This window comes from Brevundimonas sp. EYE_349 (assembly GCF_023147505.1).
In the GTDB taxonomy this organism is placed as follows: domain Bacteria; phylum Pseudomonadota; class Alphaproteobacteria; order Caulobacterales; family Caulobacteraceae; genus Brevundimonas.
Map to the genome: position 1 here is coordinate 186439 of NZ_JAHXPB010000001.1, position 23850 is coordinate 210288.

Consider the following 23850-nt stretch of genomic DNA (forward strand, 5'->3'; position numbering starts at 1 on the left):
TGCCCGAAGCCGCCGTTCCCTTCATCGCCGCCATCGTCGCGGCCTTCGTCTTCTTCATGGTCGCCGTGGGCGCGGCCGCCCTCTACGCCCGCGAACCCGATCAGAAGTGATCCAACCTTCCCCGACGTGATCTTGGCGCCCCCGCCGATGCGGGCTAACCCATAGCGACAACGTCCAACAGGGAGACGCCCCCAATGCCTGATCTCGCACAAGTCACCGAACACATCCGCGGCGCCGTCGGCGACAACTCCGGCCTCGGCAAGACCGTCAAGCTCGACCTGGGCGACCAGGGCAAGATCTTCATCGACGGCGCCTCCACGCCGAACACGGTGACGAACGAGGACAAGCCCGCCGACGCCACCGTCTCGATCAAATGGGATGACTTCATGGCTCTGTCGGAAGGCAAGCTGGACCCGATGATGGCCTTCATGCAGGGCAAGCTGAAGATCGCCGGCGACATGATGATCGCCCAGAAGCTGGCGCCGCTGCTGAAGCGCTGATGCCGGTCTGAACGACCATTTAGGGCGGCGCGGCTCCCGATCGGGAGCCGCGCCGTTTTCGTATCGAGCGCTCGGTAGAAGCGCGAACGGGAAGAGGAAACGACATGGACTTCAAACATTCCGACCGCGCCCTGGACTGGCACGCCCGCGTCCGCCGTTTCCTGGACGAGCAGGTGATCCCGCGCGAGCATGAATATTTCGCCCAGGTCCGCGAGGACGCGACCCGCCAGCCGCCCGTGATGGAGGCGATGAAGGCCGCCGCGCGCCAGGCGGGGCTTTGGAACATGTTCCTGCCGGGAGAGCACGGGGCGGGCCTGACCAATCTGGAGTATGCGCCCCTGGCCGAGATGATGGGCCGCCATCTGTGGTCGGCCGAGGTGTTCAACTGCAACGCCCCCGACACCGGCAATATGGAAGTGCTGCATATGTACGGGAATGCGGCCCAGCAGGATCGCTGGCTGAAGCCGCTGATGGCCGGCGAAATCCGCTCCGCCTTTCTGATGACCGAGCCGGAGGTCGCATCCTCGGACGCCACGAACATCCAGACCCGGATCGAACGCGACGGCGATCACTACGTCATCAACGGCCGCAAATGGTGGTCGACCAATATGGGCCACCCGAACGTCGCCATGACCATCGTCATGGGCAAGACCGACCCGGAGGCCGCGACCCACGCCCAGCAGTCGCAGGTGATCGTGCCGGTCGATGCGCCCGGATTCCGCGTCGAGCGAATGCTGTCGGTGTTCGGCTATGACGAGAAGCCCATCGGCCATGCCGAGGTCGTGCTGGAGAATGTGCGGGTGCCGGTCGAGAACCTGATCGCCGGCGAGGGGCGGGGCTTCGAGATCGCGCAAGGGCGGCTGGGGCCGGGCCGCATCCACCATTGCATGCGCGTGATCGGGGCGGCGGAACGGGCCTTGGAGTTGATGGTGACGCGGCTCTTGAACCGCACCGCCTTCAGAAGACAGTTGGCCGAGCATTCGGTGTGGGAGCAGCGCGTCGCCGACGCCCGCACCAATATCGAAATGTGCCGCCTGCTGGTGCTCAAGGCCGCCTGGATGATGGACGAGGTCGGGGCCAAGAACGCCCGCTCCGAGATCGCCCAGATCAAGGTGGCGGCGCCGAAGATGGCGCTTCAGGTCATCGACGACGCCATCCAGGCGTTCGGCGGGGCCGGGGTGTCGGGCGACACGCCTCTGGCCGAGCTGTATGCCGGGGTGCGCACCCTGCGCATCGCCGACGGCCCGGACGAGGTTCACAACCGCACCATCGCACGGCTGGAATACGCCAAACATGGGGGACGCCCGGCGCGCTGACCGAAAGTCGTTTCTGGCCAATCGGTTGGGAACCTTGGCTGGTCGATGGCGTTGGAACGATCAAGGAACGGCAGGGCGTTGAGTCGGGGTCGTCGAGCGGTCTAGCCACGGAACGGCCGGCATGAATGCGCGCTTTGAACCCGATGCGGGGGTTGCGTCTGACGTGGCGCGTTACCGAGCCGTGCGTGCAGTCATGGTCGATCTGGCGCAGGGTTTGTCGACCGAGGACCTGTCGGCCCAGTCCATGCCGGATTGTAGCCCCGGCAAGTGGCATTTGGCCCATACCAGTTGGTTCTTCGAGGCGATGATCCTGAGCGACGACCCGGCCTATCGGCCGGTCGATGCGCGGTTCCAGCAGTTGTTCAATTCCTACTACGAGGCGCTGGGCGAGCGGGTGGCGCGTCATCAGCGTGGCCTGATGACCCGGCCTTCCGTCGACGAGGTGCTGGCCTATCGCCGCGAAATCGACCGTCGCATGGTCGACTGGCTGGCCCAGGCGCCGTCGGGCGGTCAGCATCGCTATCTGCTGGAACTGGGCCTGCATCACGACCAGCAGCATCAGGAGCTGTTCCTGATGGATATTCTGAACCTGCTGTCGCGCTCGCCGCTGGATCCGGCTGGCTATGAGGTCGAACCGCGCACGGAGCCGCTTCAGCCGGCGCGCGGCGGCGTCGTGGCCCTCGACGGCGGTCTGGTCACCGTCGGTCACGACGGGGCGGATTTCGCATTCGACAACGAAGGCCCGGCGCACCGGGTCTGGTTGGAGCCGTTCGCCTTGGCCGCCGATCTGGTGACGAACGGCGACTGGCTGCGGTTCATGGCCGACGACGGCTATGGGCGCGCCGATCTGTGGCTGTCGGACGGCTGGGCGGTGGTGAAGGCCGAGGGCTGGATCGCGCCGCACTACTGGCGGCGCGACGGCGAGGACTGGACCGTGATGGGGCTGACCGGCCGCGCGCCCGTCGATCCGGCCGCCCCGGTGCGCCACATCAGTTTCTACGAAGCCGACGCCTATGCGCGTTGGGCCGGAAAGCGCCTGCCGACCGAGGCGGAGTGGGAGCATGCCGCCGCGACGAAGGGCGACGCCTTCTCCAACCTGTCGGGCGAGGTCTGGCAGTGGACCGCCAGCGCCTATGCCCCCTATCCGGGCTTCCAGCCCACGCCGGGCACGGCCGCCGAATACAACGGCAAGTTCATGGCCAATCAGATGGTGTTGCGGGGCGGCGCCTTCGCCACGCCGCCCGGCCATGCGCGCCTGACGTACCGCAACTTCTACTATCCCCAGCAAAGGTGGGCCTTCATGGGTCTGAGACTAGCCGAAGACGCCGCCGCGCGTCGCGACGATCCGTCCGCGACCCGCGTGGACGACGCCCAGTCCGAGGCCTTCCGCCGCGACATGATCGACGGCCTGTCGCAGCCGCAGAAGGCCGTGCCGCCCAAATGGTTCTATGATGCGGAGGGGTCGCGCCTGTTCGAGGACATCACCGCCCTGACGGAATACTATCCGACGCGGCAGGAGACGGCCCTGCTGCGCGAACGGGCGGCGGAACTGACGGCCGACTTCGGGTCTGATGCGGTGTTGGTGGAGTTCGGATCGGGCGCCAGCGAGAAGACGCGCATCCTGCTGGACGCCGTGCCGGACCTGGGCGCCTATGTGCCGCTGGACATCAGCGAAAGCGCCCTGGCGCACGCCGCTCACCGTATCGGCGCCGACTATCCGCAGTTGCGGGTCGAGCCGTTGCTGGGCGATTTCGAACATTTGTCGCCCCTGCCGGACGACCTGCCCAAGGGGCGCAGGATCGGCTTCTTCCCCGGCTCGACCATCGGCAATCTGCAGCCGGACGAGGCGGTGCGCTTCCTGGCCGCGGCGCGCCGGATGCTGGGGGAGGGCAGTCTGTTCATCCTGGGGACCGATCTTGTGAAAGATGCGGGCGTGCTGGTCGCCGCCTACGACGACGCGAAAGGGGTGACGGCGGCGTTCAATATGAACCTGTTGGTCCGGGCCAACGCCGAACTGGGCGCCGATTTCGATCTGGACGTCTTCGCGCACCAGGCGGTCTGGAACCCCCAGGCCTCGCGCATGGAGATGCATCTTCGAGCGGCCAAGCCCACGACCGCCTTCATCGACGGCCGGACCTTCCGCTTCATGGAGGGCGAGACGATCCACACCGAAAGCTCGCGCAAGTTCACGCCCGAGACCATTACGGCCATGGCCGAGGCGGCGGGGTGGACGGTGTCGCGCCTGGACGTTTCGTCGGAACCCAGTGTGGCCCTGTCGCTTCTGCGCGGCTGATCGGCCGCCTTCGCGACTGTCGCAATAAGAAAGGGCGGCTCATCCTGCGATGGGCCGCCCTTTGATATGGAGTGGGATCTAACCCGCTCAGTCCGGGCTTTCCGCCGGATCCTTTTTCGTGCCGTGCGACGCCTCGCCGCCCTTGCGGCCGGCCTGGGCGGCCAGGCTGCGATCCTGGGAGAAGCTGCGCTTCTCGCTGGGCACGCTGGCGCCGCCCTTACGGGCGATCTCGCGCTGACGTTCGGGGTCCATTGAAGCAAAGCCTCGCTTGGAAACGCCTGAGGGTCGGGTGGGTTGGCTGTCCATCGGTCTTCCTTTCAGTGTCGCCGTTGCGCTTGCTGAAGTGAACCCAGTGACTCGGTGACGGTTCCGTTCGGAACCCTGTTTTACTGTCATGGCTCTGAGCATCTCTTCGCGCCTCGACTTCGGCCATCAGCCATAGGGGCGCGAATCACCTTCATCGCCGCCGCCGGGTTCCATGGGCGGAACTTCGTCCGGCGTATCCGACGGCTGGATTTCGGGTTCGGGCGTGGGGGCGGGCGGGATTTCGGGCTGGGGGGCGCCCGAGGGCGTGGGTTCGATATAGGTCATGGCCATCTCCTTCTGTTGAGGAGACAACGCCCGGCGCGACGCCGCGTTCGACGGACTGGCGCGCCGTCATGCCGCAGGGGAACTTCGTGGGTCGCGGCTGGTTTGATCTGCGAACCCGGAGACCGACATGACACAGAGCCCCATCGCCGCCCCAACCCCCGACGACATCGTCATCGAAGACGACAGCCTGAACCAGCGGCTGGATCGCCAAGCGGACGCCATACTGGCCTCGGGCGAAGACGACAGCTTCGCCCCGACCACCTCTGTGCGTCAGGCGGTCAAGGACGACGCCGAGCGAGTGCGCCAAATGGTCTCGCACCAGATCGACGACGCGCGTGACGGCATCCGCGACGAGCCGATCCGAACGACCCTGTACGCCCTGGGCGTCGGCGTCATCATCGGTATGTGGCTGCGCCGCTGATCGTCAGGCGGGCCCGACCGGCTCTCGCCGGATCGGCGCCTGCCTGAGGGCGGCGTCCGAGACGAACGGATTGGTGCGGCGTTCTTCGCCGAAGGTCGAGATCGGCCCGTGTCCCGGCACGAAGGTGACGTCGTCGCCCAGCGGCCACAGCTTTTCGACCACCGAGCGGATCAGAGCGGACGGGTCGCTCATGGGGAAATCGGTCCGTCCGACCGACCCCTTGAACAGCACGTCGCCGACCTGAGCGAATCGCGCCGTCCGGTTGAAGAAGATGACGTGACCGGGCGTGTGTCCGGGACAGTGGCGCACCTCCCACTGGGTCTCGCCCAGGCTGAGGGTGTCGCCGTCTTCCAGCCAGCGGTCGGGCGTGAAGGGACGCGCGTCGGGCAGGCCGTACATCCGGCCGCTTTCGACGATGCGGTCGATCCAGAACTGATCGGCCTTCTGTGGTCCGATGATCGGAACGCTGCTCTTTTCCTGCATCTCCGCCGCGCCGCCCGCGTGATCCAGGTGGCCGTGGGTGATCCAGATCTGGTCCAAGGTCAGGCCACGCCGTGCAACCTCGTTCAAAATGACATCCACCGATCCGCCAGGGTCGATAACGGCGGCCTTGTTCGTCGCGGTGCACCAGACGGTCGTGCAGTTCTGCTGAAGCGGGGTGACGGGCGTGACGAAGACGCCAATGGGGGAGGCGGGCTGGCTCATCGCGCCAGTATAAGGCCGGCCGATGCGCGAAACCACCGGCGGCGATCACGCCCGCGTTGACCTTTTGGACCCTTCTCGACATAAGGGCGGGCTTCGAGGCGCCGCTGCTGCCCATGACCTGGGCGGGGCGGCCTTCTTGCTTTATCCATTCCGCGCCCGTCGTGTCCCACGATCATGCGCCCCAGAGCGTCAGAAGTCCCGACCATGCAAGTCGTCGAAAAGTCGAACGAAGGCCTCAGCCGCGTGATCGCGGTCACCATTCCCGTCGCGGAGCTGAACGAAAAGCTCGACGCCCGCGTCAAGGAAGTCGCCCCTCAGGTGAAGCTGAAGGGCTTCCGTCCGGGTAAGGTGCCGGTCGCCCACGTCAAGAAGACCTTCGGCCGCGAGTTCATGGGCGAGATCATCAACGCCGAGCTTAACGAAACCAGCCAGAAGGCCCTGGACGAGGCCAAGATCCGGCCTGCTGCTCCTGCCGAGATGAAGCTGACCAGCGACATGGACAAGGTGATCGCCGGTCAGGAAGACCTGGCCTATGAAATGTCGCTGGAGATCATGCCGGAGTTCGAGCCGGTCGATCCCAAGACCCTGAAGCTGGAACGCCCTACCTATGAGGCGTCGGACGCCGATCTGGACGAGGCCCTGACGGAACTGGCCGGTCAGGCCAAGACCTACGAAGACAAGAAGGGCAAGACCGTCAAGGCCGCCGAGGGCGACCAACTGACGATCGACTTCCTGGGCAAGCTGGACGGCGAACCCTTCGAAGGCGGCGCCGCCGAGGATGCGGACCTGGTGATCGGCTCGGGCCGCTTCATCCCCGGCTTCGAAGAGCAACTGACGGGCACCAAGGTCGGCGAGGAAAAGACCATCGAGGTCACCTTCCCTGAGAACTATCAGGCCGCGCATCTGGCCGGCAAACTGGCCACCTTCGACATCAAGGTGAAGGCCATCAAGGCTGAGGCCGAAGCCAAGATCGACGACGAGTTCGCCACCCGCATCGGTCTGGAATCGCTGGATAAGCTGAAGGAACTGCTGAAGTCCAACCTGGACCAGCAATACGCCGGCGCCGCCCGCTTCAAGCTGAAGCGCGCCCTGCTGGATCAACTGGACGAAGCCCACGACTTCCCGCTGCCGCCCAAGATGGTGGACGCCGAGTTCGACGGCATCTGGCAGCAGGTCGAGGCGGACAAGGCGGCGGGTCGCCTGCCGGAAGACGACGCCGCCAAGTCCGAGGAGGACCTGAAGGCCGAATACAAGAAGATCGCCGAGCGCCGCGTGCGTCTGGGCCTGGTGCTGGCCGAGATCGGCCGCGCCAACAACGTCCAGGTCACGGATCAGGAGCTGAACGCCGCCATCCTGCAGGAAGCGCGCAACTATCCGGGCCAGGAACAGGCCGTCCTGAACTTCTATCGCCAGAACCCCAACGCCGCCGCCCAGATGCGCGCCCCCATCTATGAAGAGAAGGTCGTCGACCTGATCGTGGGCGTCGCCGATGTGACCGACAAACCGATCACCAAGGAAGAGCTGCTGAAGGAAGAAGACGAAGAGGGCTGAGCCCGGCGGATTACAATCGTTTAACTGGCGGTTGTGACATCATCTTCGGTAAAGCTTGAAGGGTCCGCGATGCGGGCCCTTTTTGTTTTCCAAGGCTGATCCCCATGTCCCTGCCCGGCGCGTTTTTGGCCGCCCTTCTCGTATCCGGCGCCCAGGCTCAGGATCCCGCGCCCACCGCCCCGCCTGTGGACCTGGAGGACATCACGGTCGAGGGGCGTTCGACGCGGCAGGCGGCGCAGCAGTTCGTCCAGCGCGTCGCCGCCGCGCCGGCCGGCGCCCGACTGGGACGGTGGAATACGCCCGTCTGTGTCAGCGTGGCCAATATGAAGGCGCCCTACGGCCAGATGCTGGCGGATCGGATCGGCGATATAGCCACAGAACTTGGCGTGAGCGTCGGCGCGCCGGGGTGTACGCCCAATGTGCTGGTGATCGCCGCCGACGATGGCCCGGCCGTCGCCTCCGCCTTGGTCGAAGGTTGGCGTCGTCGATTCCGGCCGCCGATCGACAACACCAACATGGGGCTTGCGGCGCTGGAACGGTTCAAGATCAGCGATGCGCCCGTGCGCTGGTGGCATATTTCATTGCCCGTATCCGCCGATACAGGACAACTGGCGGCTCGCGTCGCTGGAGAGGATCCGCCGACCATCGCCTCACGCAACCTCAGCCGGATGCGTTCGCCGCTTCGTTACGACCTCAGCTCGGCCACGGTCGTGATCGATATGGCCAAGGCGAGCGGCGTGATGTTGCCGGCGCTGTTGGATTACACCGCCATGGTGGTGCTGGCCCAGGTCGATCCGCGTTCGGATTATTCGGATCAGCCCACCATCCTGAACCTGTTCAATGCGCCGGAGGGTGTCACGGGGATGACGGACTGGGACCTCGCCTATCTGCACGCCCTGTATGAAGCCGAACCGGATCGCGCGTCGGCCCGCGCCCAGGAGGCGGCGGTGTCCGACAGGTTGGAAGCCCGGCGTCGCCGGTCGGCCGGCGAGCCCGAAGAGTCACAGCCGCGCTGACCGGGCGCTTGCATACGCAGGCGTCGAACGCGATATGCTGAATGCAAAGCCGTCGCATCCACTGCGGCCGCAGTCCGTAAGACCAAAAAGGCATCCATGCGCGATCCGATCGAACTGATGAATATGAACCTCGTGCCGATGGTGGTGGAGCAGTCCAGCCGGGGCGAGCGGTCCTTTGATATTTTCTCGCGTCTGCTGCGTGAGCGGATCATCTTCCTGACGGGGCCGTTCGAGGACGGCATGGCGTCGTTGATCTGCGCCCAACTGCTGTTCCTGGAATCGGAAAATCCGAAAAAGGAGATCAGCATGTACATCAACAGCCCCGGCGGTCAGGTGACCTCGGCGCTCGCGATCTACGACACCATGCAATACATCAAATCGCCGGTCTCGACCGTGGTGATGGGCATGGCGGCCTCGGCCGGCTCCCTGATCCTGACGGCGGGCGCGGCGGGCCAGCGGATCGCCCTGCCGAACGCGCGGGTCATGGTGCACCAGCCGTCGGGCGGGTTCCGGGGCCAAGCGTCGGATATCGAACTGCACGCCGCCGACATCCGCTACACCAAGCGACGTCTGAACGAGATCTACGTCCACCACACCGGACGCACCTATGAGGAAGTCGAGAAGACGCTGGATCGCGACCACTTCATGTCGGCCGAGGAAGCCAAGGCCTGGGGCATCGTGGACCATGTCTATGATCGCCGCGAACAGGCCGACGCCGATGGCGTGAAGACGCCTGGCCACTGATTCGACCGGATCGAAACCGGAAGGGCGCGCCCCTCGCGGCGCGCCCTTTTCATTTGTGCTATCGGAACCGTCATGCAGTTCACGCGAGATCAGACCGGCCAGATCGAGGTCGATGGCGAGGCCTATGTGTGGGAGCTGCGTCGCCAGCCCCGGCCCAAGGGCGGCAATGTCTGGGAGGGGATGGCCGTGTCGCTGCGTCACCTGGACTACAAGCGCGAGGCGATCGTCCAGTTTCCGCCGCCGCTGCGCCCCAACGGCCGCCCGGACGTCGAGAAGCAGCGCGTTAATGTCGATGCGGTGCGCACCGCCGTCGCCTCCATCATGGCGGCGGGTTGGGACCCGACGACGCGCGGCAAGCCCATGGTGTTCGACGTCGACGCCGACGGCAACTGAGGTCAGGGCTTCTCGCGAAAGACGCGGAAGCCGGCCTCCTGGGCCATCGCCAGCATTTCGGCGTCGCCCGAGGTGTCGCCATAGGCGGCGACCAGCGTCATGGTGTCGCCATAGGCCGCCTTCAGCCGCCGCACCTTCTCCGCGCCGCGACAGTTGGGGCCGGCGAAGTCGCCGGTGATCCGGTCGGCGGCGTCAAAGACGAACTCGGTCCCCAGCAGGGCCTCGGTGCCCAGGCGTTTCGCGAACGGGGCGACCGTGGTGACGGGCGAGGCGGTCACGATGACGCGGTGGGCGCCGCGCCGGCCCCAGTCGTCCCAGACCTTGAGCGCGTCAGGCCGCATGAAGCGGGGCCAGATCTGATCGGCGAACCGGGCGGCTTCTTCCTCCAGCGTGTGGCGGTCCACGCCGTGCAGAAACTCGCGCACCGAGGCCGCCTTGATCCGGCCCCGGTCTCTATCGCGGGCATAGGCGGCCAGGGCCGGCGCCAGCTTGACCAGACCCAGCGCCCAGCCGCCCGGTCCGACGCGCCAGCGCAGGAATTCGGTGAAACTGTCGCGAATCGTCAGCGTGCCGTCGAAATCGAAGGCCACGATCGGCTGGTCGGGACGAGGGGACTGGCGCTCCGCACCGCGAATTCCCATGTCAGACATTCGCCTTGATCCCCGTCGACACTGATCCATCCACGCACTGCAACAATCCCCCGTCGCCTTCGGGGTTGTCGTGGAACGTGTGATGGGTGATTGTCATTTTTTGAAGACCTTCGCGTCCAGAGTGCTGGAATCAACGTGAGGGAAGCGCGTTACGGGCCATTTCGGTCCGCACCGCGGGAGTGAGATAAGGGTCTATGACCAAAGCAGCCGGCTCTGACGCCAAAAGCACCCTGTACTGCTCGTTCTGCGGAAAGAGCCAGCACGAGGTCCGCAAACTGATCGCGGGCCCGACCGTGTTCATTTGCGACGAGTGCGTCGAACTGTGCATGGACATCATCCGCGAAGAGCACAAGATCGGCTTCAAGAAGACGACCGATGGCGTGCCTTCGCCGAAGGAAATCCGCGACGTGCTGGATGACTATGTCATCGGCCAGGCCCACGCCAAGAAGGTGCTGTCGGTCGCGGTGCACAATCACTACAAGCGTCTGAACCACGCGACGAAGAACAACGACGTGGAACTGGCCAAGTCCAACATCATGCTGATCGGGCCGACCGGCTCGGGCAAGACGCTTCTGGCCCAGACGCTGGCGCGCATCATCGACGTGCCCTTCACCATGGCCGACGCCACCACCCTGACTGAAGCCGGTTATGTGGGCGAGGATGTCGAGAACATCATCCTGAAACTGCTTCAGGCGTCCGACTACAACGTCGAACGGGCGCAGCGCGGCATCGTCTATATCGACGAAATCGACAAGATTTCCCGCAAGTCCGACAATCCCTCGATCACCCGCGACGTGTCGGGCGAGGGCGTGCAGCAGGCCCTGCTGAAGATCATGGAAGGCACTGTCGCCTCCGTGCCCCCGCAGGGCGGCCGCAAGCATCCGCAGCAAGAGTTCCTGCAGGTCGACACCGCCAACATCCTTTTCATCGTCGGCGGCGCCTTCGCCGGGCTGGAGAAGGTGATCTCGGCGCGCGGCGCGGGGGCCTCCATCGGGTTCGGCGCTCAGGTCAAGGAAATCGACGAACGCCGGACGGGCGACATCCTGAAGGGCGTCGAGCCGGATGACCTGATGCGTTTCGGCCTGATCCCGGAATTCATCGGCCGTCTGCCGGTTCTGGCGACGCTGGAGGACCTGGACGAAGCCGCTTTGGTCACCATCCTGACCGAGCCGAAGAACGCCCTGGTCAAACAGTACAAGCGTCTGTTCGAGATGGAGAATGTCGAACTGACCTTCACCGACGACGCCCTGACCGCCGTCGCCAAGAAGGCGATTACGCGCAAGACGGGCGCGCGCGGTCTGCGTTCGATCCTGGAAGGCATCCTGCTGGAGACCATGTTCGAACTGCCGACCTTCGAAGGCGTCGAGGAGGTGGTGGTCAACGCCGAGGTCATCGACGGCAAGGCCCAGCCGCTGCTGATCTATTCGGAAGCGTCCAAGAAGAAGGCCGACGGCGCGGCCTGATCGAGTCCGAAAACCGAAATACGCAGGCCGGGGAGGGTGACCTCCTCGGCCTTTTTCTTGGGTTTATGGTCCAGGCGTCTCCGCTCCATGCAATGGGGGGCGCGCGCCTAGGGTGGCGGAATGTCATCCCAGCCAGCGCCGCGCTGCGCTTAACCCTCGATGCGAAAAGAGCGCGGCCGAAGACGCTCGTCTGGCCTTCCAGACGGCTTTGCGACCACGCAGATGTGGGCCGTTCGCCCGTCACGCTTGAACCGCGGGTCTTTCAAACCACATACTCATCCGAACGCCGTCGGAATCGACGGGTCGTCACGCGCTGTCCGGGCCTGTTGTCCGGGCGACCGTGGCGGCGGGCCGGAGATACGCAATGGCCCGGGAGTATGTGCATCATGACTGAAACCAAGATCCTGCCCGTCCTGCCGCTGAGAGACATCGTCGTCTTCCCGCACATGGTCGTGCCGCTGTTCGTCGGCCGCGAGAAATCGGTGAAGGCCCTCGACGAGATCATGAAGGGCGAAAAGCAGATCCTTCTGGCCACCCAGAAGAACAGCGTAGACGACGACCCGTCACCCGACGCCATCTATCCCATCGGGGTGTTGGCCTCGGTGCTGCAACTGCTGAAACTGCCGGACGGCACCGTCAAGGTGCTGGTCGAGGGCAAGGGGCGCGCGCGCCTGACCCGCTTCACCGACCGCGAGGAGTATTTCGAGGCCGAGGCCGTCGAGATCGAGGACGAACCGGGCGAGACCTCGCAGGCCGAGGCCATGCTGCGCGCCGTGGTCGAGCAGTTCGAAAACTATGTGAAGCTGAACAAGAAGGTGCCACCCGAGGCCCTCAGCTCCATCCCTCAGATCACCGACGCCTCCAAGCTGGCGGACTCGGTCGCCGCCCATCTGTCGGTCAAGATCGCCGACAAGCAGGGCCTGCTGGAAACCTTCGACGTGCCCAAGCGGCTAGAGAAGGTCTATGGGCTGATGGAGGGCGAGATCAGCGTCCTGCAGGTCGAGAAGAAGATCCGCTCGCGCGTGAAGCGCCAGATGGAGAAGACCCAGCGCGAATACTATCTGAACGAGCAGATGAAGGCGATCCAGCGAGAGTTGGGCGAGACCGACGACGCGCGCGACGAGATCATGGATCTGGAAAAGCGCATCCGTAAGACGCGCCTGTCCAAGGAAGCCCGCGCCAAGGCTGAGGCCGAGGTCAAGAAGCTGCGCAACATGTCGCCGATGTCGGCGGAATCGACCGTGGTCCGCAACTATCTCGACTGGCTGCTGTCCGTGCCGTGGGGCAAGGCCAAGCAGAAGCCGATCGACCTGCAGAAGGCCGAGGACATCCTGGAAGAGGATCACTTCGGGCTGGAGAAGGTCAAGGAACGCATTATCGAATATCTGGCGGTCCAGGCGCGCACCGGCAGTTTGAAAGGCCCGATCCTGTGCCTCGTCGGCCCTCCCGGCGTCGGCAAGACCTCGCTGGCCAAGTCCATCGCCAAGGCGACCGGGCGTGAGTATGTCCGCATGTCGCTGGGTGGGGTGCGTGACGAAAGCGAGATTCGCGGCCACCGCCGGACCTACATCGGCTCCATGCCCGGCAAGATCATCCAGTCGATGAAGAAGGCCAAGACGACCAACGCCTTCGTCCTGCTGGACGAGATCGACAAGCTGGGGTCCGATTGGCGGGGCGATCCGTCTTCGGCCCTGCTCGAAGTGCTGGACCCGGCGCAGAACTCGACCTTCGGCGACCACTATCTCGAGGTGGACTACGACCTGTCGCAGGTCATGTTCGTGACGACCGCGAACAGCCTGAACATGCCGCAGCCGCTGATGGACCGGATGGAGATCATCCGGGTGTCGGGCTACACCGAGGACGAGAAGGTCGAGATCGCCAAGCGTCACGTCCTGCCCAAGCAGTTGGCGGACCATGGGCTGAAGGACGGCGAGCTGATCGTGCCGGACGACACGATCCGCGACCTGATCCGCTATTACACCCGCGAGGCCGGGGTGCGTTCGCTGGAACGGGCGCTGGGCGGACTGGCGCGCAAGGCGGTTCGCGAAATGGCCAAGACCGGCGCCAAGTCGATCACGGTCGATGAGGCCAAGCTGGCCGACTATGCGGGCGTGAAGAAGTTCCGCTATGGCGAGACGGACGAGGAGGATCAGGTCGGCATCGTCACCGGTCTGGCCTGGACCGAGTTCGGCGGCGACATCCTGACCATCGAGGCGATCAAGATGCCCGGTCGCGGCCGCATGACCGTGACCGGCAATCTGAAGGACGTGATGAAGGAGTCGATCTCTGCGGCCGCCTCCTACGTCCGCTCGCGGGCCCTGGCCTTCGGCGTCAAGCCGCCGGTGTTCGAGAAGACCGACATCCACGTCCACGTGCCGGATGGCGCCACGCCCAAGGACGGGCCGTCCGCCGGCGTCGCCATGACGGTGGCCATGGTCTCGGTCCTGACGGGCATCCCGATCAGGAAGGATATCGCCATGACCGGCGAGATCACCCTGCGGGGCCGTGTCACCGCCATCGGCGGCCTGAAGGAGAAGCTGCTCGCGGCCCTGCGCTCCGGCGTCAAGACCGTGCTGATCCCGCAGGAGAACGAGAAGGACCTGGCCGACGTGCCGGACAATGTGAAGTCGGCGTTGGAAATCGTGCCGATCTCCACGGCGGACGAGGCGTTGAAGTGGGCCCTGGTCGGCACCCTGACCCCGGTCGAGTGGGACGAGGCGGCCGAGCCGTTGCCGGCCCCCGTGCCGCCGCTGGACGGACCCGCCACGACCGTCAGTCACTGACGCCGGGTTGAAGAGGAAGCGCCGCCGGTCAACACCCGGCGGCGTTTTCGTTTTTGACGCCACCGGCGATCTGGCCTTTAGTGATTCGGCTTGGAGGGCAGGATGACCAAGGCAGAACTGATCGGCCGCATGGCCGCAGCGGCGAACATCAGCCGCGACCAGGCGAAATCGGCGCTGGAGGCCTTTACCGACGGCGTGGCCGAGGCTCTGACCAAGGGGCAGGACGTCAAGCTGATCGGCTTCGGCAGCTTCGTCGCCGTGGATCGCAAGGCCGGCGTGGCCCGCAATCCCCAGACCGGCGCCGCCGTGGCCCGGCCAGCGTCCCGCACCGCGCGCTTTCGTCCAGGGGAAGGCTTGAAAAGCGCCTTGAACGGTTGAGGCGGGAAGGGCATAAGCCCGTCTCCGATTTGAGGGCGGCTAGCTCAGCTGGTCAGAGCATCTCGTTTACACCGAGAGGGTCGGCGGTTCGAACCCGTCGCCGCCTACCATAACAAAAGGCCGCCGGAGCGATCCGGCGGCCTTTTGCATTTTTGGCTCTCTCTTCAGATCAGAAGCGGAAGCTGGCCCGCAGCAGCAGCGAATAGCGGACGTAGTCCTCCAGCAGTTCCGCGTCGCCCGTCAGCGACAGCATCCCCAGCTCGTTGCCGAAGTTCAGGCGGAAGCCCAGGATCGGTCCGCCGCCCTCGATGGCGTCCGGCGACAGGATGAAGTCCGGGCCGCCGCTGGCGAAGCGGGCGATGGTCTCGCCGGCGTCCACCGAGATGTTCTGGCGATAGCCGACGCGCAGTTCGGGGCGGATCCAGCCGTTGCGGCCGAAACCGTAGCCGATGTTCATCGCCGCCACGGCCGAGAAGATGTGGCTGTCGCGCGAATCGATGTCCAGATCGAAGCCGTCGCCCCCGCCGCTCTCGCTGCGGGCGCCTTCCGACAGGCGGAAATACTCGCCGTAGATTTCCGGCCGCACGTTCAGGCGGCCGAAGTTCCGCTCATAGCTGGCGCCGCCCGCGACGGCGGCGGTCCAGCCGTGCCAGTCGGACTTGTTGTTCAGATAGACGCCGCTGGCGACCAGTGAGCGGTCTGCGTTGAAGCTGGCGTAGCCGCCGGCCGCGCGGGCCCAGGTCGTCCAGTACTGGCCCTGGGCGCGCCAGTAGAGACCCAGTTCCAAGAGGTTGGCGGACAGGACCTCTTCGGCTTCGGACTCGGGGTCCTTGATGTCCGAGGAGGTGAAGGCGGCAGAGATGCCGACCGCGCCGACGCTCGTGCCCTTTTCCACGCCGCCCGCCACGCCGAAACCCTCGGAGCGGAAGCCGTAGGAATCGGTCTTGTCCTTGTCGGCATAGAAGTTGATCTCCTGCACCCAGGCGCTGGTCTCGCCCGGCGCGGCGACGGCGTTGCGGCCGGTCAGGGCGCGGGTCACGGCGTCGACGCCGGCCGACAGCGACATCAGCGGACCGCCCGAGTGGTCGGGCAGCATCTGCTCATAGGCGTCGATGAAGCCGTCTCGGGTCGTCTGCGACAGGAACAGGTTGCGCACCGTCTCATTGGACCCCAGGGCCGCATAGACGGCGTCGTAGGCCGAGGCCTCGACCGGGATCAGACTGGCCTCGGCGGCCGTGCGGCGACGGGCGTCGACATAGACGGTGTTGGCGGCCTGATTGACCCCGGCCTCGACCACATAGAGGTAGGGCGAATTGTCGGTCAGCTGGCTTTGGTTGATCTGGCCGACGTTCAGCGAGCCGGCGGTGATGATGTTGAACCGCTCGGGCCCGTCCAGCAGGGATGAGAAGCGCACGCCCAGCTTGGACCCGGTGGCCAGGGTCGCATTGCCGCTGACGTTGAAGCCGCCGGCGCGGTCGTTGGCCGGGTCCAGATTGACCAGCAGCGACCCCTCGGCGCCCACGTTCAGGCTGGAGATGCCGACGGCGCCGGTCTGGGTCGCGTTCAGCGTCCCCTTGCCGATGTTGATGTCCAGCAGGTTGTCGCCGTTCTTGATCGCGCCGGTCACCACGGCGCCGCCGCTGATGTTCAGCTTGTCCGCCCCGGCGCCGAAGTCGATGTCGCCGTTGACGACGCCGTTCTCGATATTGAGCGTGTCGGCGCCCGAGCCCAGCTTGATCGCGCCGACGATGGCCGGTTCATTGGCGTCCGGCACGCCGTCCTTGTCGGTGTCGACCGCCGTGCTGCCGGCGGGAGCGGGAATGCCATACTGGCGCAGGGTGACGCCGCTGGTGTTGGCCGACAGGTCGATGGCGGTGACGGTTCCCGTCACCGGGTTGGTGTCGGCGGTGTTGGGGGTGAGCGAGCCGATGATGGAGCCGGCGTTGTTCAACTGGGTCAGAGCGCCCGACTGATCGCGGATGACCACGGCCGAACCCTGGTTGCCGCCGAAGGAGGCGACCAGATTGCCGGTGTTGGTCAGGGAGCCGACGTTGGCGCCCGCGCCGATCAGAATGCCCGTCGCACTCTGGGTCTCCTTGCCCGAGGCCACGGCCTGAATGGCGCCGGTGTTGACGATGGCGGGCGCGGTCACGCCCGAGCCGATCCACAGGCCGGTGGCGCTGGCGTCCACGGCGGTGGAGGACACGCCGCCCTCGTTGCGCACGCCGCCCGCGACATTGACCGCCTGGCCGCCCGTGACGCCCAGCTGCACGGCGCGCGATTCGACGCCGGAATACAGGCCGGACGCCGTGATGGAGCCGCGATTGATCAGGCCATAGGCCGCATCGCCCGTTCCGACGGCGCCCAGATTCACCGCCTGGGTGGTCGAACCCACCAGCAGGGCGGGCGCGCCGCCCAGCGAGGTGATCGAGGCGGTCGTCTCGCTGGCGTCGGGGATGCCGTTGCCGTTGCGGTCGGGATCGTCGCGGTTCTTGATGCCGTCGCCGTCGTCGTCCTCGTCGCCGTTCTTGACGCCGTCGCCGTCGTCATCGCCCTCGATGCCTGCGGCGGAATAGGCCAGCGCCTTGTCCAGCAGGACGCCGCCCGCCACGCTCGCGCCGATGCGCACCGCGGGTCCGCCCTGCAGCAGGTCGTCGGCGTCCAGTTCGTCCAGGAACAGGGTCGAGGCGTTGTCGAAGGCGCCCGTCGCCGGACGCGCCGGCGGCGGGGTGGTGTAGCGATAGCCGGTGGCGACGACGGAGGAGTGGATCTTCACCGCCCCGCCCACATCGCCCTCGATCGACACGCCGGTCGCATTGGCCCCCAGGGCCGAGATCGAGCCGGACAGCTCGACATTGCCGGAGACCGGGCCGGTCGTGCGGATGCCGGCCGTATTGTCGCCGGTCACGCGGATCGTGCCCAGGCTTTGCAGCTTGCCGTTCAGGCCGGTCTCGACCGCCAGGCCGTAGGAGTTGTTGCCTTCGACCGTGATGGCGCCGGTGCTTTCGACCAGGACGTTGCCGGTGAAGGGCGCGGGGCCGACCACGCGCACGCCGTAGCGGCCGGTTCCGGTGGCGAAGGGACCGTCCAGGTCGCCGTCGCCGTCGACATCCTTCACGTCAGCCGCTTCCTGGGTGTCGTTGACGGTGATGGCGCCGCCGACGATGACCGATCCGGTGTTGCCGCCGTTGACCAGCAGGCCGGTCGAGCCGTCGGCCGACTTGTCCATGGTGATGGAGCTGCCGCTGTCCAGGTCGACCGTGTGGTTGGAGTTCAGCGTCACGGCCGCGCCGGATGTCACCGCGACGCTGCCGCCGCTGGCCAGGCGAATATTGTCAGGGCCGGTCCCGGTCGCGTTGGACGTCTGGATCGGCGTGGTGCGGGCGTTTGAGATCACGATCTCGGCCTGAGAGCCGGTGGCGACCATCAAAGGGGCGATCGCCACGGCGCTCGCGAGCAGAATACGCATTCGGTAGAAACCCCTGGTGGTCACGCACAACGGTACAGGCGACCCCTTAGCAGGGTCTGCGGCAGCCTTCCTCAAGTTTATCGAATTTGAGGCGAATACAAGGCCGCAACTGCCGGATCGTCGGCCTATGCCGTGACTGACGTTCTGACAAATCCAAGCTTTGCGGCGAATACGGAGCGATTTAGCGGGGCTGCTCTTGAGCTTTGCCACGGCCGGGTTTACGGGCGACGAAAGGCTTGGCGCCGCGTCGCGACGACGCATCCAACGAACCCCTTCGGCGTTCGACAGCCCCAGCCATACGAGAACGCCCCATGAGCATGACCGACCTCGACGTCCAGGAAAGCGAACTCCGGTTGATTCCGGGGCTGGACGTGGAAGTCGCCGACACGCTGCGCGCCCTGAAGGCGGCCGCGATGGACGACCGGCCGCGGCTGGTGGACACCACCATGCTGTATGCGCCGCGATCCGGGGGCGTGAAACGCTATCTCCTGTCCAAGAAGGCGTGGATAGAGGCCAACCGCCCGGGGGTCAGCCATTCGCTGATCGTGCCGGGCGCGCGGCACAAGGCAGGCGCGGACGGGGTGGTGCGGCTGCGCGCCACCAAGCTGCCGTTCGGCGACGGCTACCGCTGGCCGACGTCGGTCAAACGTTGGAGCGCCTGGGTCGCCGCGATGAAGCCGTCGATCATCGAGGCTGGCGACCCCTACACGCCGGGGCAGGGCGCTCTGGAGGCCGGACAGCGGGTCGGATGCCCCGTCGTCGGCTTCTGTCATTCGGACCCGGCGGGTCTGGCGGCGCTGCATTTCGGCGAATGGGCCAAGAAGCCGGTCGAGAAGCGCTGGGCGCGTCTGTTTTCGCAGTTCGACCGGGTGGTTTCGCCGAGTCGGTTCATCGCCCGACGGTTGGAAGAGGCTGGCGTGGACAATATCGTCATCCGCCCCCTGGGCGTCGAGATCGACACCTTCCGGCCCGAACGCCGCGACCGGCAATGGCTGCTGGACCGACTGGGCCTGGACCAGGACGCGCGCCTGCTGTGCTTCGCCGGACGGCCGGCCAAGGAAAAGAACGTCGACGTGCTGATCGAAGCGGTCCAGAAGCTGGGCGCGCCCTATCATTTGGTCTTGGTCGGCGCCGGGTCGGGCATGCCGGACGAGGACCGGGTCATCTCCCTGCCTTACGAGACGGACCCCCGCGCCGTCGCCAAGATCATCGCCAGCTGCGACGCCTTCGTTCACGCCAACGACAAGGAGCCGTTCGGCCTGATCGTGCTGGAGGCCATGGCCTGCGGACGGCCGGTCGTGGGCGTCAACGCCGGCGGCGTGGCCGAAACCGTGGACGATACGGTCGGGCAACTGGCCGCGCGCGCCGAGGCGACGGACTACGCCGAAGCGGTCGAGGCCCTGTTTGCGCGCGATATCGAGGCAATCGGCCGGGCTGCGCGCGAAAAGGCCGTCAGTCAGTTCGCGTGGAACCGCGTGTTCGAGGATCTGTGCGCCGTCTATGGCCAGCTGACCGGCGAGGCGACCTTCATGACGCCTGACGCGGGACTGCAACTGCACTGAGCTTACGACGGTCTTCAGGACAGGCCCTTGGAACCCAGGGCCGAGTTTCCGTCGCTGGGTTCATTCGAACATCGATGCGAGCCCCCTGGGTTCCGGGTTCGTCCTTCGGACGCCACGGAATGACGGCGCTGAGTTATCGACTGAATTCGAGGGCGGGACCCGTCCGCGCAGGCGGGGGCGCGCCACTTCTTTATAACGATGTCAGAAAAAGAAGTGGCGCGAGTGACGGGGCTCGAACCCGCGACCTCCGGCGTGACAGGCCGGCACTCTAACCAACTGAGCTACACCCGCGTACCTGCGACGAAACTTTTGAGCTGTTTCGAAAGCTTCTTGGGAAGGCGGTGTGCGCCACTCTTTCTATCTCTAGAGAGAGTGGCGCGAGTGACGGGGCTCGAACCCGCGACCTCCGGCGTGACAGGCCGGCACTCTAACCAACTGAGCTACACCCGCGTTTCCCGGCCGAAGCGGCTGTGCGCCCCGGCGAGGGGCGTCGTTTAGGCGGCTCGACCCAGCGCGTCAAGCGACCTTTTCGGAGAAAGACGTCGGTCAGCGCGACGGGGCTGTGGACGGCGCCACGACGGCCGCCTGGGGCGGACTGTGCGGACCGGCCAGGCCGCCCGCTGCAGGCTCCTGAGCGGCGACGGCGGGGGCGGGCGGCTCGTAATGGACGCCGACGCCCGGCCCCAGCGGCAGGTCGAAGGCGACCCAGGCCGCCACCATGCAAAGCCCCGCGATCAGAAACGCCCCGGCGTAGGGCAACATGGTGGCCATCAGCGACCCCAGGCCGAATCGCGGATCCCATCGCTGGGCGAAGGTCAGGATCAGCGGAAAATAGCTCATCAGCGGCGTGGCGATGTTGGTCACAGAATCGCCCATGCGATAGGCGGCGGTCGTCATCTCGGGCGAGATGCCCAGGAGCATGAACATGGGCACCACGATGGGCGCCAGGGCCGACCACTTGGCCGAGGCCGATCCGATGAACAGGTCGAAGAAGCAAGAGACGAAGACCACGCAGATCAACAGCAGCGGGGCGGGCAGGGCGATGCTTTTTAGCCCGGCCGCCGCATGGACCGCCAGGATCGGCCCCAGCCCCGACCAGTTGAACATGGCCACGAAATGGGCGGCGAAGAAGGCCAGCACGATGTAGGGCGCCAGCTGGGCGATGCCGTCGCGCATCATGGCCACCAGATCGCGGTGCGACTTGATCGCGCCCGATCCTGCGCCGTAAGCCCCGCCCGCTACGAAGAAGGTGACGGCGAAGAAGGCGACCAGCGAGCGGTACAGAGGGTTGAACCGCTGCTCCGGATCGGCGTCGGGATCCACGAAGGGGGAGCCGGGCAGGGCGGTGATCAGAGTCCACAGCGCCATCATGCCCAGCACCGCCAGGCCGGCGAAGGCCAGGCCGCGCTTCTCGGCTGCGGTCAGGGGCTGTTTCTCGTTGGCGGCGGGGGCGGCGACGCCCTCGGCGGGCTTCCATACCCCCAGGCGCGGTTCGATGACCCGGTCGGTGAGGAACCAGACGATGGGGGTGAAGACGAGGACGACGCCGACGATGAAGAACCAGTTGCCGGCGATGTTGACCGAATAGGATGGGTCGATCAGCCGGGCGGCCGGCTCGGTGATTCCCAGAATCAGGGCGTCGCTGGCGCCCGGGAACAGATTGCCGGCGTATCCGCCCGATACGGCGGCGAAACCGGCCGCAAGGCCCGCCAGCGGATGACGCCCCGCGGCGGCGAAGATCACCGCAGCCAACGGTATGACCACGACGTAGGAGGCGTCCGACGCATGGTGCGAGACCATGCCGGTGATGACCACGACCGGCGTCAGGATCACGCGCGGCGCATTCAGCAGGGCGCCGCGAATGGCCGTGGCGAAGAGGCCCGTCCGCTCGGCGACCGAGGCGCCGTATATGATGGTGATGACGATCCCCAGCGGCGGGAAGTCGGCCAGGGTGCGCGGCATGCCGATGATCAGCCGCTCCAGATTTTCGCCCGACAGCAGGCTTTGCGCCGCCAGCCGGTCGCCGGTGACGGGATTGACCGCCGACCAACCCAGACCCGCCCCGATCAGGCTCAGCACGATCAAGCCGCCGATCAGCCACAGGAACAGGAAGACCGGATCAGGCAGCCGATTGCCGATCCGTTCGACGGCGTTCAGGGCGCGGCTGGCGACGCTCATTCGGATGACTTTCGGTTACGCGAGAGAGGTCGCCATAGGGCTTTGACCACGCAAGACGCGCAAGCGCCGGGCCTGCGACATATGGCGCGCAAACTTGCGATCCATTCTCAATGAAAAGCCAATGTCCGCAGGGGTTTGAACGGCGACGTTGTTGGGTCTAAGAAGCGCCGAATCCCGCCTCTCCCCGGCGGACGAGGTTCTTCGAATGAACGCATTTCTTCTAGAATATCTGCCCGTGCTGGTGTTCGCCGGCGTCGCGGCCTTCATCGGCATCCTGTTCATCGCGCTGCCGCTGCTGCTGGCGCCGAAGAACCCGGATAGCGAGAAGCTGTCGGCCTATGAGTGCGGGTTCAACGCCTTCGACGATGCGCGCATGAAGTTCGACATCCGCTTCTATCTGGTGTCGATCCTGTTCATCATCTTCGACCTGGAAGTGGCGTTCCTGTTCCCGTGGGCGGTGTCGATGTTCGACCTGTCGCATGCCGGCATGGTGTTCGCCTTCTGGTCGATGATGGTCTTCCTGGGCGTTCTGACCATCGGCTTCATCTACGAATGGAAGAAGGGAGCCCTGGAATGGGAGTAGTCGCCGCTTCCAAGCCCGCCGGCCTGGTGTCCGCATCGGGCGCGCCGCTGGTTCCGGCCGGAGCCGCCGCGCGTTCGACCGTCGAGGGCTATGACCCTAAGGTCCACGACAAGTTCTTCGAGGCCGTGAACATGGAGCTGGGCGAGCGCGGCTATCTGGTCGCCGCCGCCGATGACGTGATCAACTGGGCGCGCACCGGCTCGCTGATGTGGATGACCTTCGGTCTGGCCTGCTGCGCCGTCGAGATGATCCAGATGTCGATGCCGCGTTTCGACGTCGAGCGCTTCGGCATGGCGCCGCGCGCCAGCCCGCGCCAGTCGGACCTGATGATCGTCGCCGGCACCCTGACCAACAAGATGGCCCCCGCCATCCGCAAGGTTTACGACCAGATGCCCGACCCGCGCTACGTCGTGTCGATGGGCAGCTGCGCCAACGGCGGCGGCTATTATCACTACAGCTACAGCGTCGTTCGCGGCTGCGACCGCGTGGTGCCTGTGGACGTCTATGTGCCGGGCTGTCCGCCCACGGCCGAGGCGCTGCTGTACGGCCTGCTGCAACTGCAGAAGAAGATTCGTCGCACGGGGACCATCGACCGATGACCTCTTTGGCTGTTCAGGCCCAGCACGAGGCCGTTCTGACGCCGCTGGGCGCCGAGATGGTCGGGGCCTTGGGCGTCGAGGCCCAGGTGGCCTTTGGCGAACTGACGCTGGTGGCGCCGCGCGACCGGATCGTCGAGGTGATGACCGCGCTGCGCGATCAGTTCGGGTTCCAGCAACTGCTGGATCTCTGCGGCGTGGACTACCCGGATCGCAAGGAGCGGTTCGAGGTGGTCTATCACCTGATGTCGTTGACCCGGAACGCGCGCCTGCGCGTCAAGGTGTCGACCGATGAGGTGCAGCCCGTTCCGTCGATCATCGCCGTCTATCCGGCCGCCAACTGGTTCGAGCGCGAAGCCTACGACATGTACGGCATGCTGTTCTCGGGCCACCCCGACCTGCGCCGCCTGCTGACGGACTATGGTTTCGAGGGGCATCCGCTCCGCAAGGACTTTCCCATGACGGGCTATGTCGAGGTCCGTTACGACGAGGAACAGCGCCGCGTGGTCTATGAGCCGGTCAAGCTGACGCAGGAGTTCCGCACCTTCGACTTCCTGTCGCCGTGGGAAGGCGCCGAATACCCTGCGCCGGTCCTGCCGGGCGACGAAAAGGCGGGAGGCCAGGCGTAATGGCTGACGGAAACCCCACCGTGGCGCCG

The 23850-nt window shown here is 65.9% G+C and carries 21 protein-coding genes and 3 tRNA genes; 16 read left to right on the forward strand and 8 right to left on the reverse strand.

Translation table 11 applies throughout. The features are described from left to right. The first annotated feature begins 194 nt into the window (after positions 1–194). The 3 genes from KZX42_RS01045 (at position 195) to egtB (ending at position 4109) form a co-directional block, all read left to right on the forward strand. Positions 195–500: an SCP2 sterol-binding domain-containing protein gene (locus tag KZX42_RS01045; RefSeq protein WP_248116252.1), complete on the forward strand. Its 306-nt coding sequence runs from the start codon at positions 195–197 to the stop codon at positions 498–500. Positions 501–604: 104 nt separating this feature from the next. Next, entirely contained in the window at positions 605–1816 is a 1212-nt protein-coding gene (locus KZX42_RS01050; protein WP_248116254.1) for an acyl-CoA dehydrogenase family protein, read from the forward strand. Between the two features lie 121 nt (positions 1817–1937). Further along, positions 1938–4109 (forward strand): ergothioneine biosynthesis protein EgtB, encoded by a 2172-nt coding sequence (gene egtB, locus KZX42_RS01055; protein ID WP_248116256.1) that lies wholly within the window; start codon positions 1938–1940, stop codon positions 4107–4109. 87 nt (positions 4110–4196) lie between these two features. Here egtB and KZX42_RS01060 read toward each other — a convergent pair whose 3' ends face one another. Then, positions 4197–4415 carry a general stress protein gene (locus tag KZX42_RS01060; protein ID WP_248116258.1) on the reverse strand — a complete coding sequence of 73 codons (219 nt, stop codon included), beginning with the start codon at positions 4413–4415 and terminating at the stop codon, positions 4197–4199. A gap of 126 nt (positions 4416–4541) precedes the next feature. Then, positions 4542–4700, reverse strand: coding sequence for a hypothetical protein (locus KZX42_RS01065; protein ID WP_248116260.1), 159 nt, complete (start codon positions 4698–4700; stop codon positions 4542–4544). Between the two features lie 127 nt (positions 4701–4827). On the opposite strand from KZX42_RS01065, the gene KZX42_RS01070 reads away from it, so the two are divergent. Then, positions 4828–5121: a hypothetical protein gene (locus tag KZX42_RS01070; RefSeq protein ID WP_248116262.1), complete on the forward strand. Its 294-nt coding sequence runs from the start codon at positions 4828–4830 to the stop codon at positions 5119–5121. A gap of 3 nt (positions 5122–5124) precedes the next feature. Here KZX42_RS01070 and KZX42_RS01075 read toward each other — a convergent pair whose 3' ends face one another. Next, complete coding sequence (locus KZX42_RS01075) at positions 5125–5826, reverse strand: MBL fold metallo-hydrolase (RefSeq protein ID WP_282438743.1); 702 nt, start codon at positions 5824–5826, stop codon at positions 5125–5127. Between the two features lie 204 nt (positions 5827–6030). On the opposite strand from KZX42_RS01075, the gene tig reads away from it, so the two are divergent. The 4 genes from tig (at position 6031) to KZX42_RS01095 (ending at position 9530) form a co-directional block, all read left to right on the forward strand. Then, entirely contained in the window at positions 6031–7377 is a 1347-nt protein-coding gene (gene tig / locus KZX42_RS01080) for a trigger factor (RefSeq protein ID WP_248116264.1), read from the forward strand. Between the two features lie 104 nt (positions 7378–7481). Next, positions 7482–8393: a hypothetical protein gene (locus KZX42_RS01085; RefSeq protein WP_248116266.1), complete on the forward strand. Its 912-nt coding sequence runs from the start codon at positions 7482–7484 to the stop codon at positions 8391–8393. Positions 8394–8489: 96 nt separating this feature from the next. Next, positions 8490–9137 (forward strand): ATP-dependent Clp protease proteolytic subunit, encoded by a 648-nt coding sequence (locus tag KZX42_RS01090; RefSeq protein WP_150823970.1) that lies wholly within the window; start codon positions 8490–8492, stop codon positions 9135–9137. Positions 9138–9209: 72 nt separating this feature from the next. Next, positions 9210–9530: a hypothetical protein gene (locus KZX42_RS01095; RefSeq protein ID WP_248116268.1), complete on the forward strand. Its 321-nt coding sequence runs from the start codon at positions 9210–9212 to the stop codon at positions 9528–9530. 2 nt (positions 9531–9532) lie between these two features. On the opposite strand, the gene KZX42_RS01100 is transcribed toward KZX42_RS01095, so the two are convergent. Next, positions 9533–10180, reverse strand: a complete 648-nt coding sequence (locus tag KZX42_RS01100) for an HAD-IB family hydrolase (RefSeq protein WP_248116270.1) — start codon at positions 10178–10180, stop codon at positions 9533–9535. A gap of 194 nt (positions 10181–10374) precedes the next feature. Here KZX42_RS01100 and clpX point away from each other — a divergent pair, with 194 nt between their 5' ends. The 4 genes from clpX (at position 10375) to KZX42_RS01120 (ending at position 14914) form a co-directional block, all read left to right on the forward strand. Further along, positions 10375–11643: an ATP-dependent Clp protease ATP-binding subunit ClpX gene (clpX, locus tag KZX42_RS01105; RefSeq protein WP_087119136.1), complete on the forward strand. Its 1269-nt coding sequence runs from the start codon at positions 10375–10377 to the stop codon at positions 11641–11643. Positions 11644–12029: 386 nt separating this feature from the next. Continuing rightward, complete coding sequence (lon, locus tag KZX42_RS01110; RefSeq protein WP_248116272.1) at positions 12030–14426, forward strand: endopeptidase La; 2397 nt, start codon at positions 12030–12032, stop codon at positions 14424–14426. A gap of 102 nt (positions 14427–14528) precedes the next feature. Next, a complete protein-coding gene (locus KZX42_RS01115) occupies positions 14529–14804 on the forward strand; it encodes an HU family DNA-binding protein (RefSeq protein ID WP_248116274.1) in 276 nt (91 codons plus the stop codon). A gap of 33 nt (positions 14805–14837) precedes the next feature. Beyond that, a tRNA-Val gene (locus KZX42_RS01120) sits at positions 14838–14914 on the forward strand. Positions 14915–14973: 59 nt separating this feature from the next. Here KZX42_RS01120 and KZX42_RS01125 read toward each other — a convergent pair. Further along, positions 14974–18273 carry an autotransporter outer membrane beta-barrel domain-containing protein gene (locus KZX42_RS01125; RefSeq protein ID WP_248116276.1) on the reverse strand — a complete coding sequence of 1100 codons (3300 nt, stop codon included), beginning with the start codon at positions 18271–18273 and terminating at the stop codon, positions 14974–14976. A gap of 311 nt (positions 18274–18584) precedes the next feature. On the opposite strand from KZX42_RS01125, the gene KZX42_RS01130 reads away from it, so the two are divergent. Next, positions 18585–19835 carry a glycosyltransferase gene (locus KZX42_RS01130; RefSeq protein ID WP_248116278.1) on the forward strand — a complete coding sequence of 417 codons (1251 nt, stop codon included), beginning with the start codon at positions 18585–18587 and terminating at the stop codon, positions 19833–19835. A gap of 214 nt (positions 19836–20049) precedes the next feature. On the opposite strand, the gene KZX42_RS01135 is transcribed toward KZX42_RS01130, so the two are convergent. The 3 genes from KZX42_RS01135 to KZX42_RS01145 form a co-directional block, all read right to left on the reverse strand. Continuing rightward, positions 20050–20126, reverse strand: a tRNA-Asp gene (locus tag KZX42_RS01135). 82 nt (positions 20127–20208) lie between these two features. Continuing rightward, a tRNA-Asp gene (locus tag KZX42_RS01140) sits at positions 20209–20285 on the reverse strand. A gap of 96 nt (positions 20286–20381) precedes the next feature. Beyond that, positions 20382–22013, reverse strand: a complete 1632-nt coding sequence (locus KZX42_RS01145; protein ID WP_248116280.1) for an AbgT family transporter — start codon at positions 22011–22013, stop codon at positions 20382–20384. A gap of 205 nt (positions 22014–22218) precedes the next feature. Between KZX42_RS01145 and KZX42_RS01150 the strand changes: the two genes are divergently transcribed. From KZX42_RS01150 to KZX42_RS01160, 3 genes are read left to right on the forward strand one after another with little or no spacing between them, the layout of a single operon-like run. Further along, positions 22219–22596, forward strand: a complete 378-nt coding sequence (locus KZX42_RS01150; protein WP_248116282.1) for an NADH-quinone oxidoreductase subunit A — start codon at positions 22219–22221, stop codon at positions 22594–22596. Beyond that, positions 22566–23195: an NADH-quinone oxidoreductase subunit B gene (locus KZX42_RS01155; RefSeq protein ID WP_248116284.1), complete on the forward strand. Its 630-nt coding sequence runs from the start codon at positions 22566–22568 to the stop codon at positions 23193–23195. The genes KZX42_RS01150 and KZX42_RS01155 overlap by 31 nt, the downstream gene beginning before the upstream one ends. Positions 23196–23251: 56 nt before the next feature. Then, a complete protein-coding gene (locus KZX42_RS01160; protein ID WP_248117246.1) occupies positions 23252–23821 on the forward strand; it encodes an NADH-quinone oxidoreductase subunit C in 570 nt (189 codons plus the stop codon). Positions 23822–23850 lie beyond the last annotated feature (29 nt).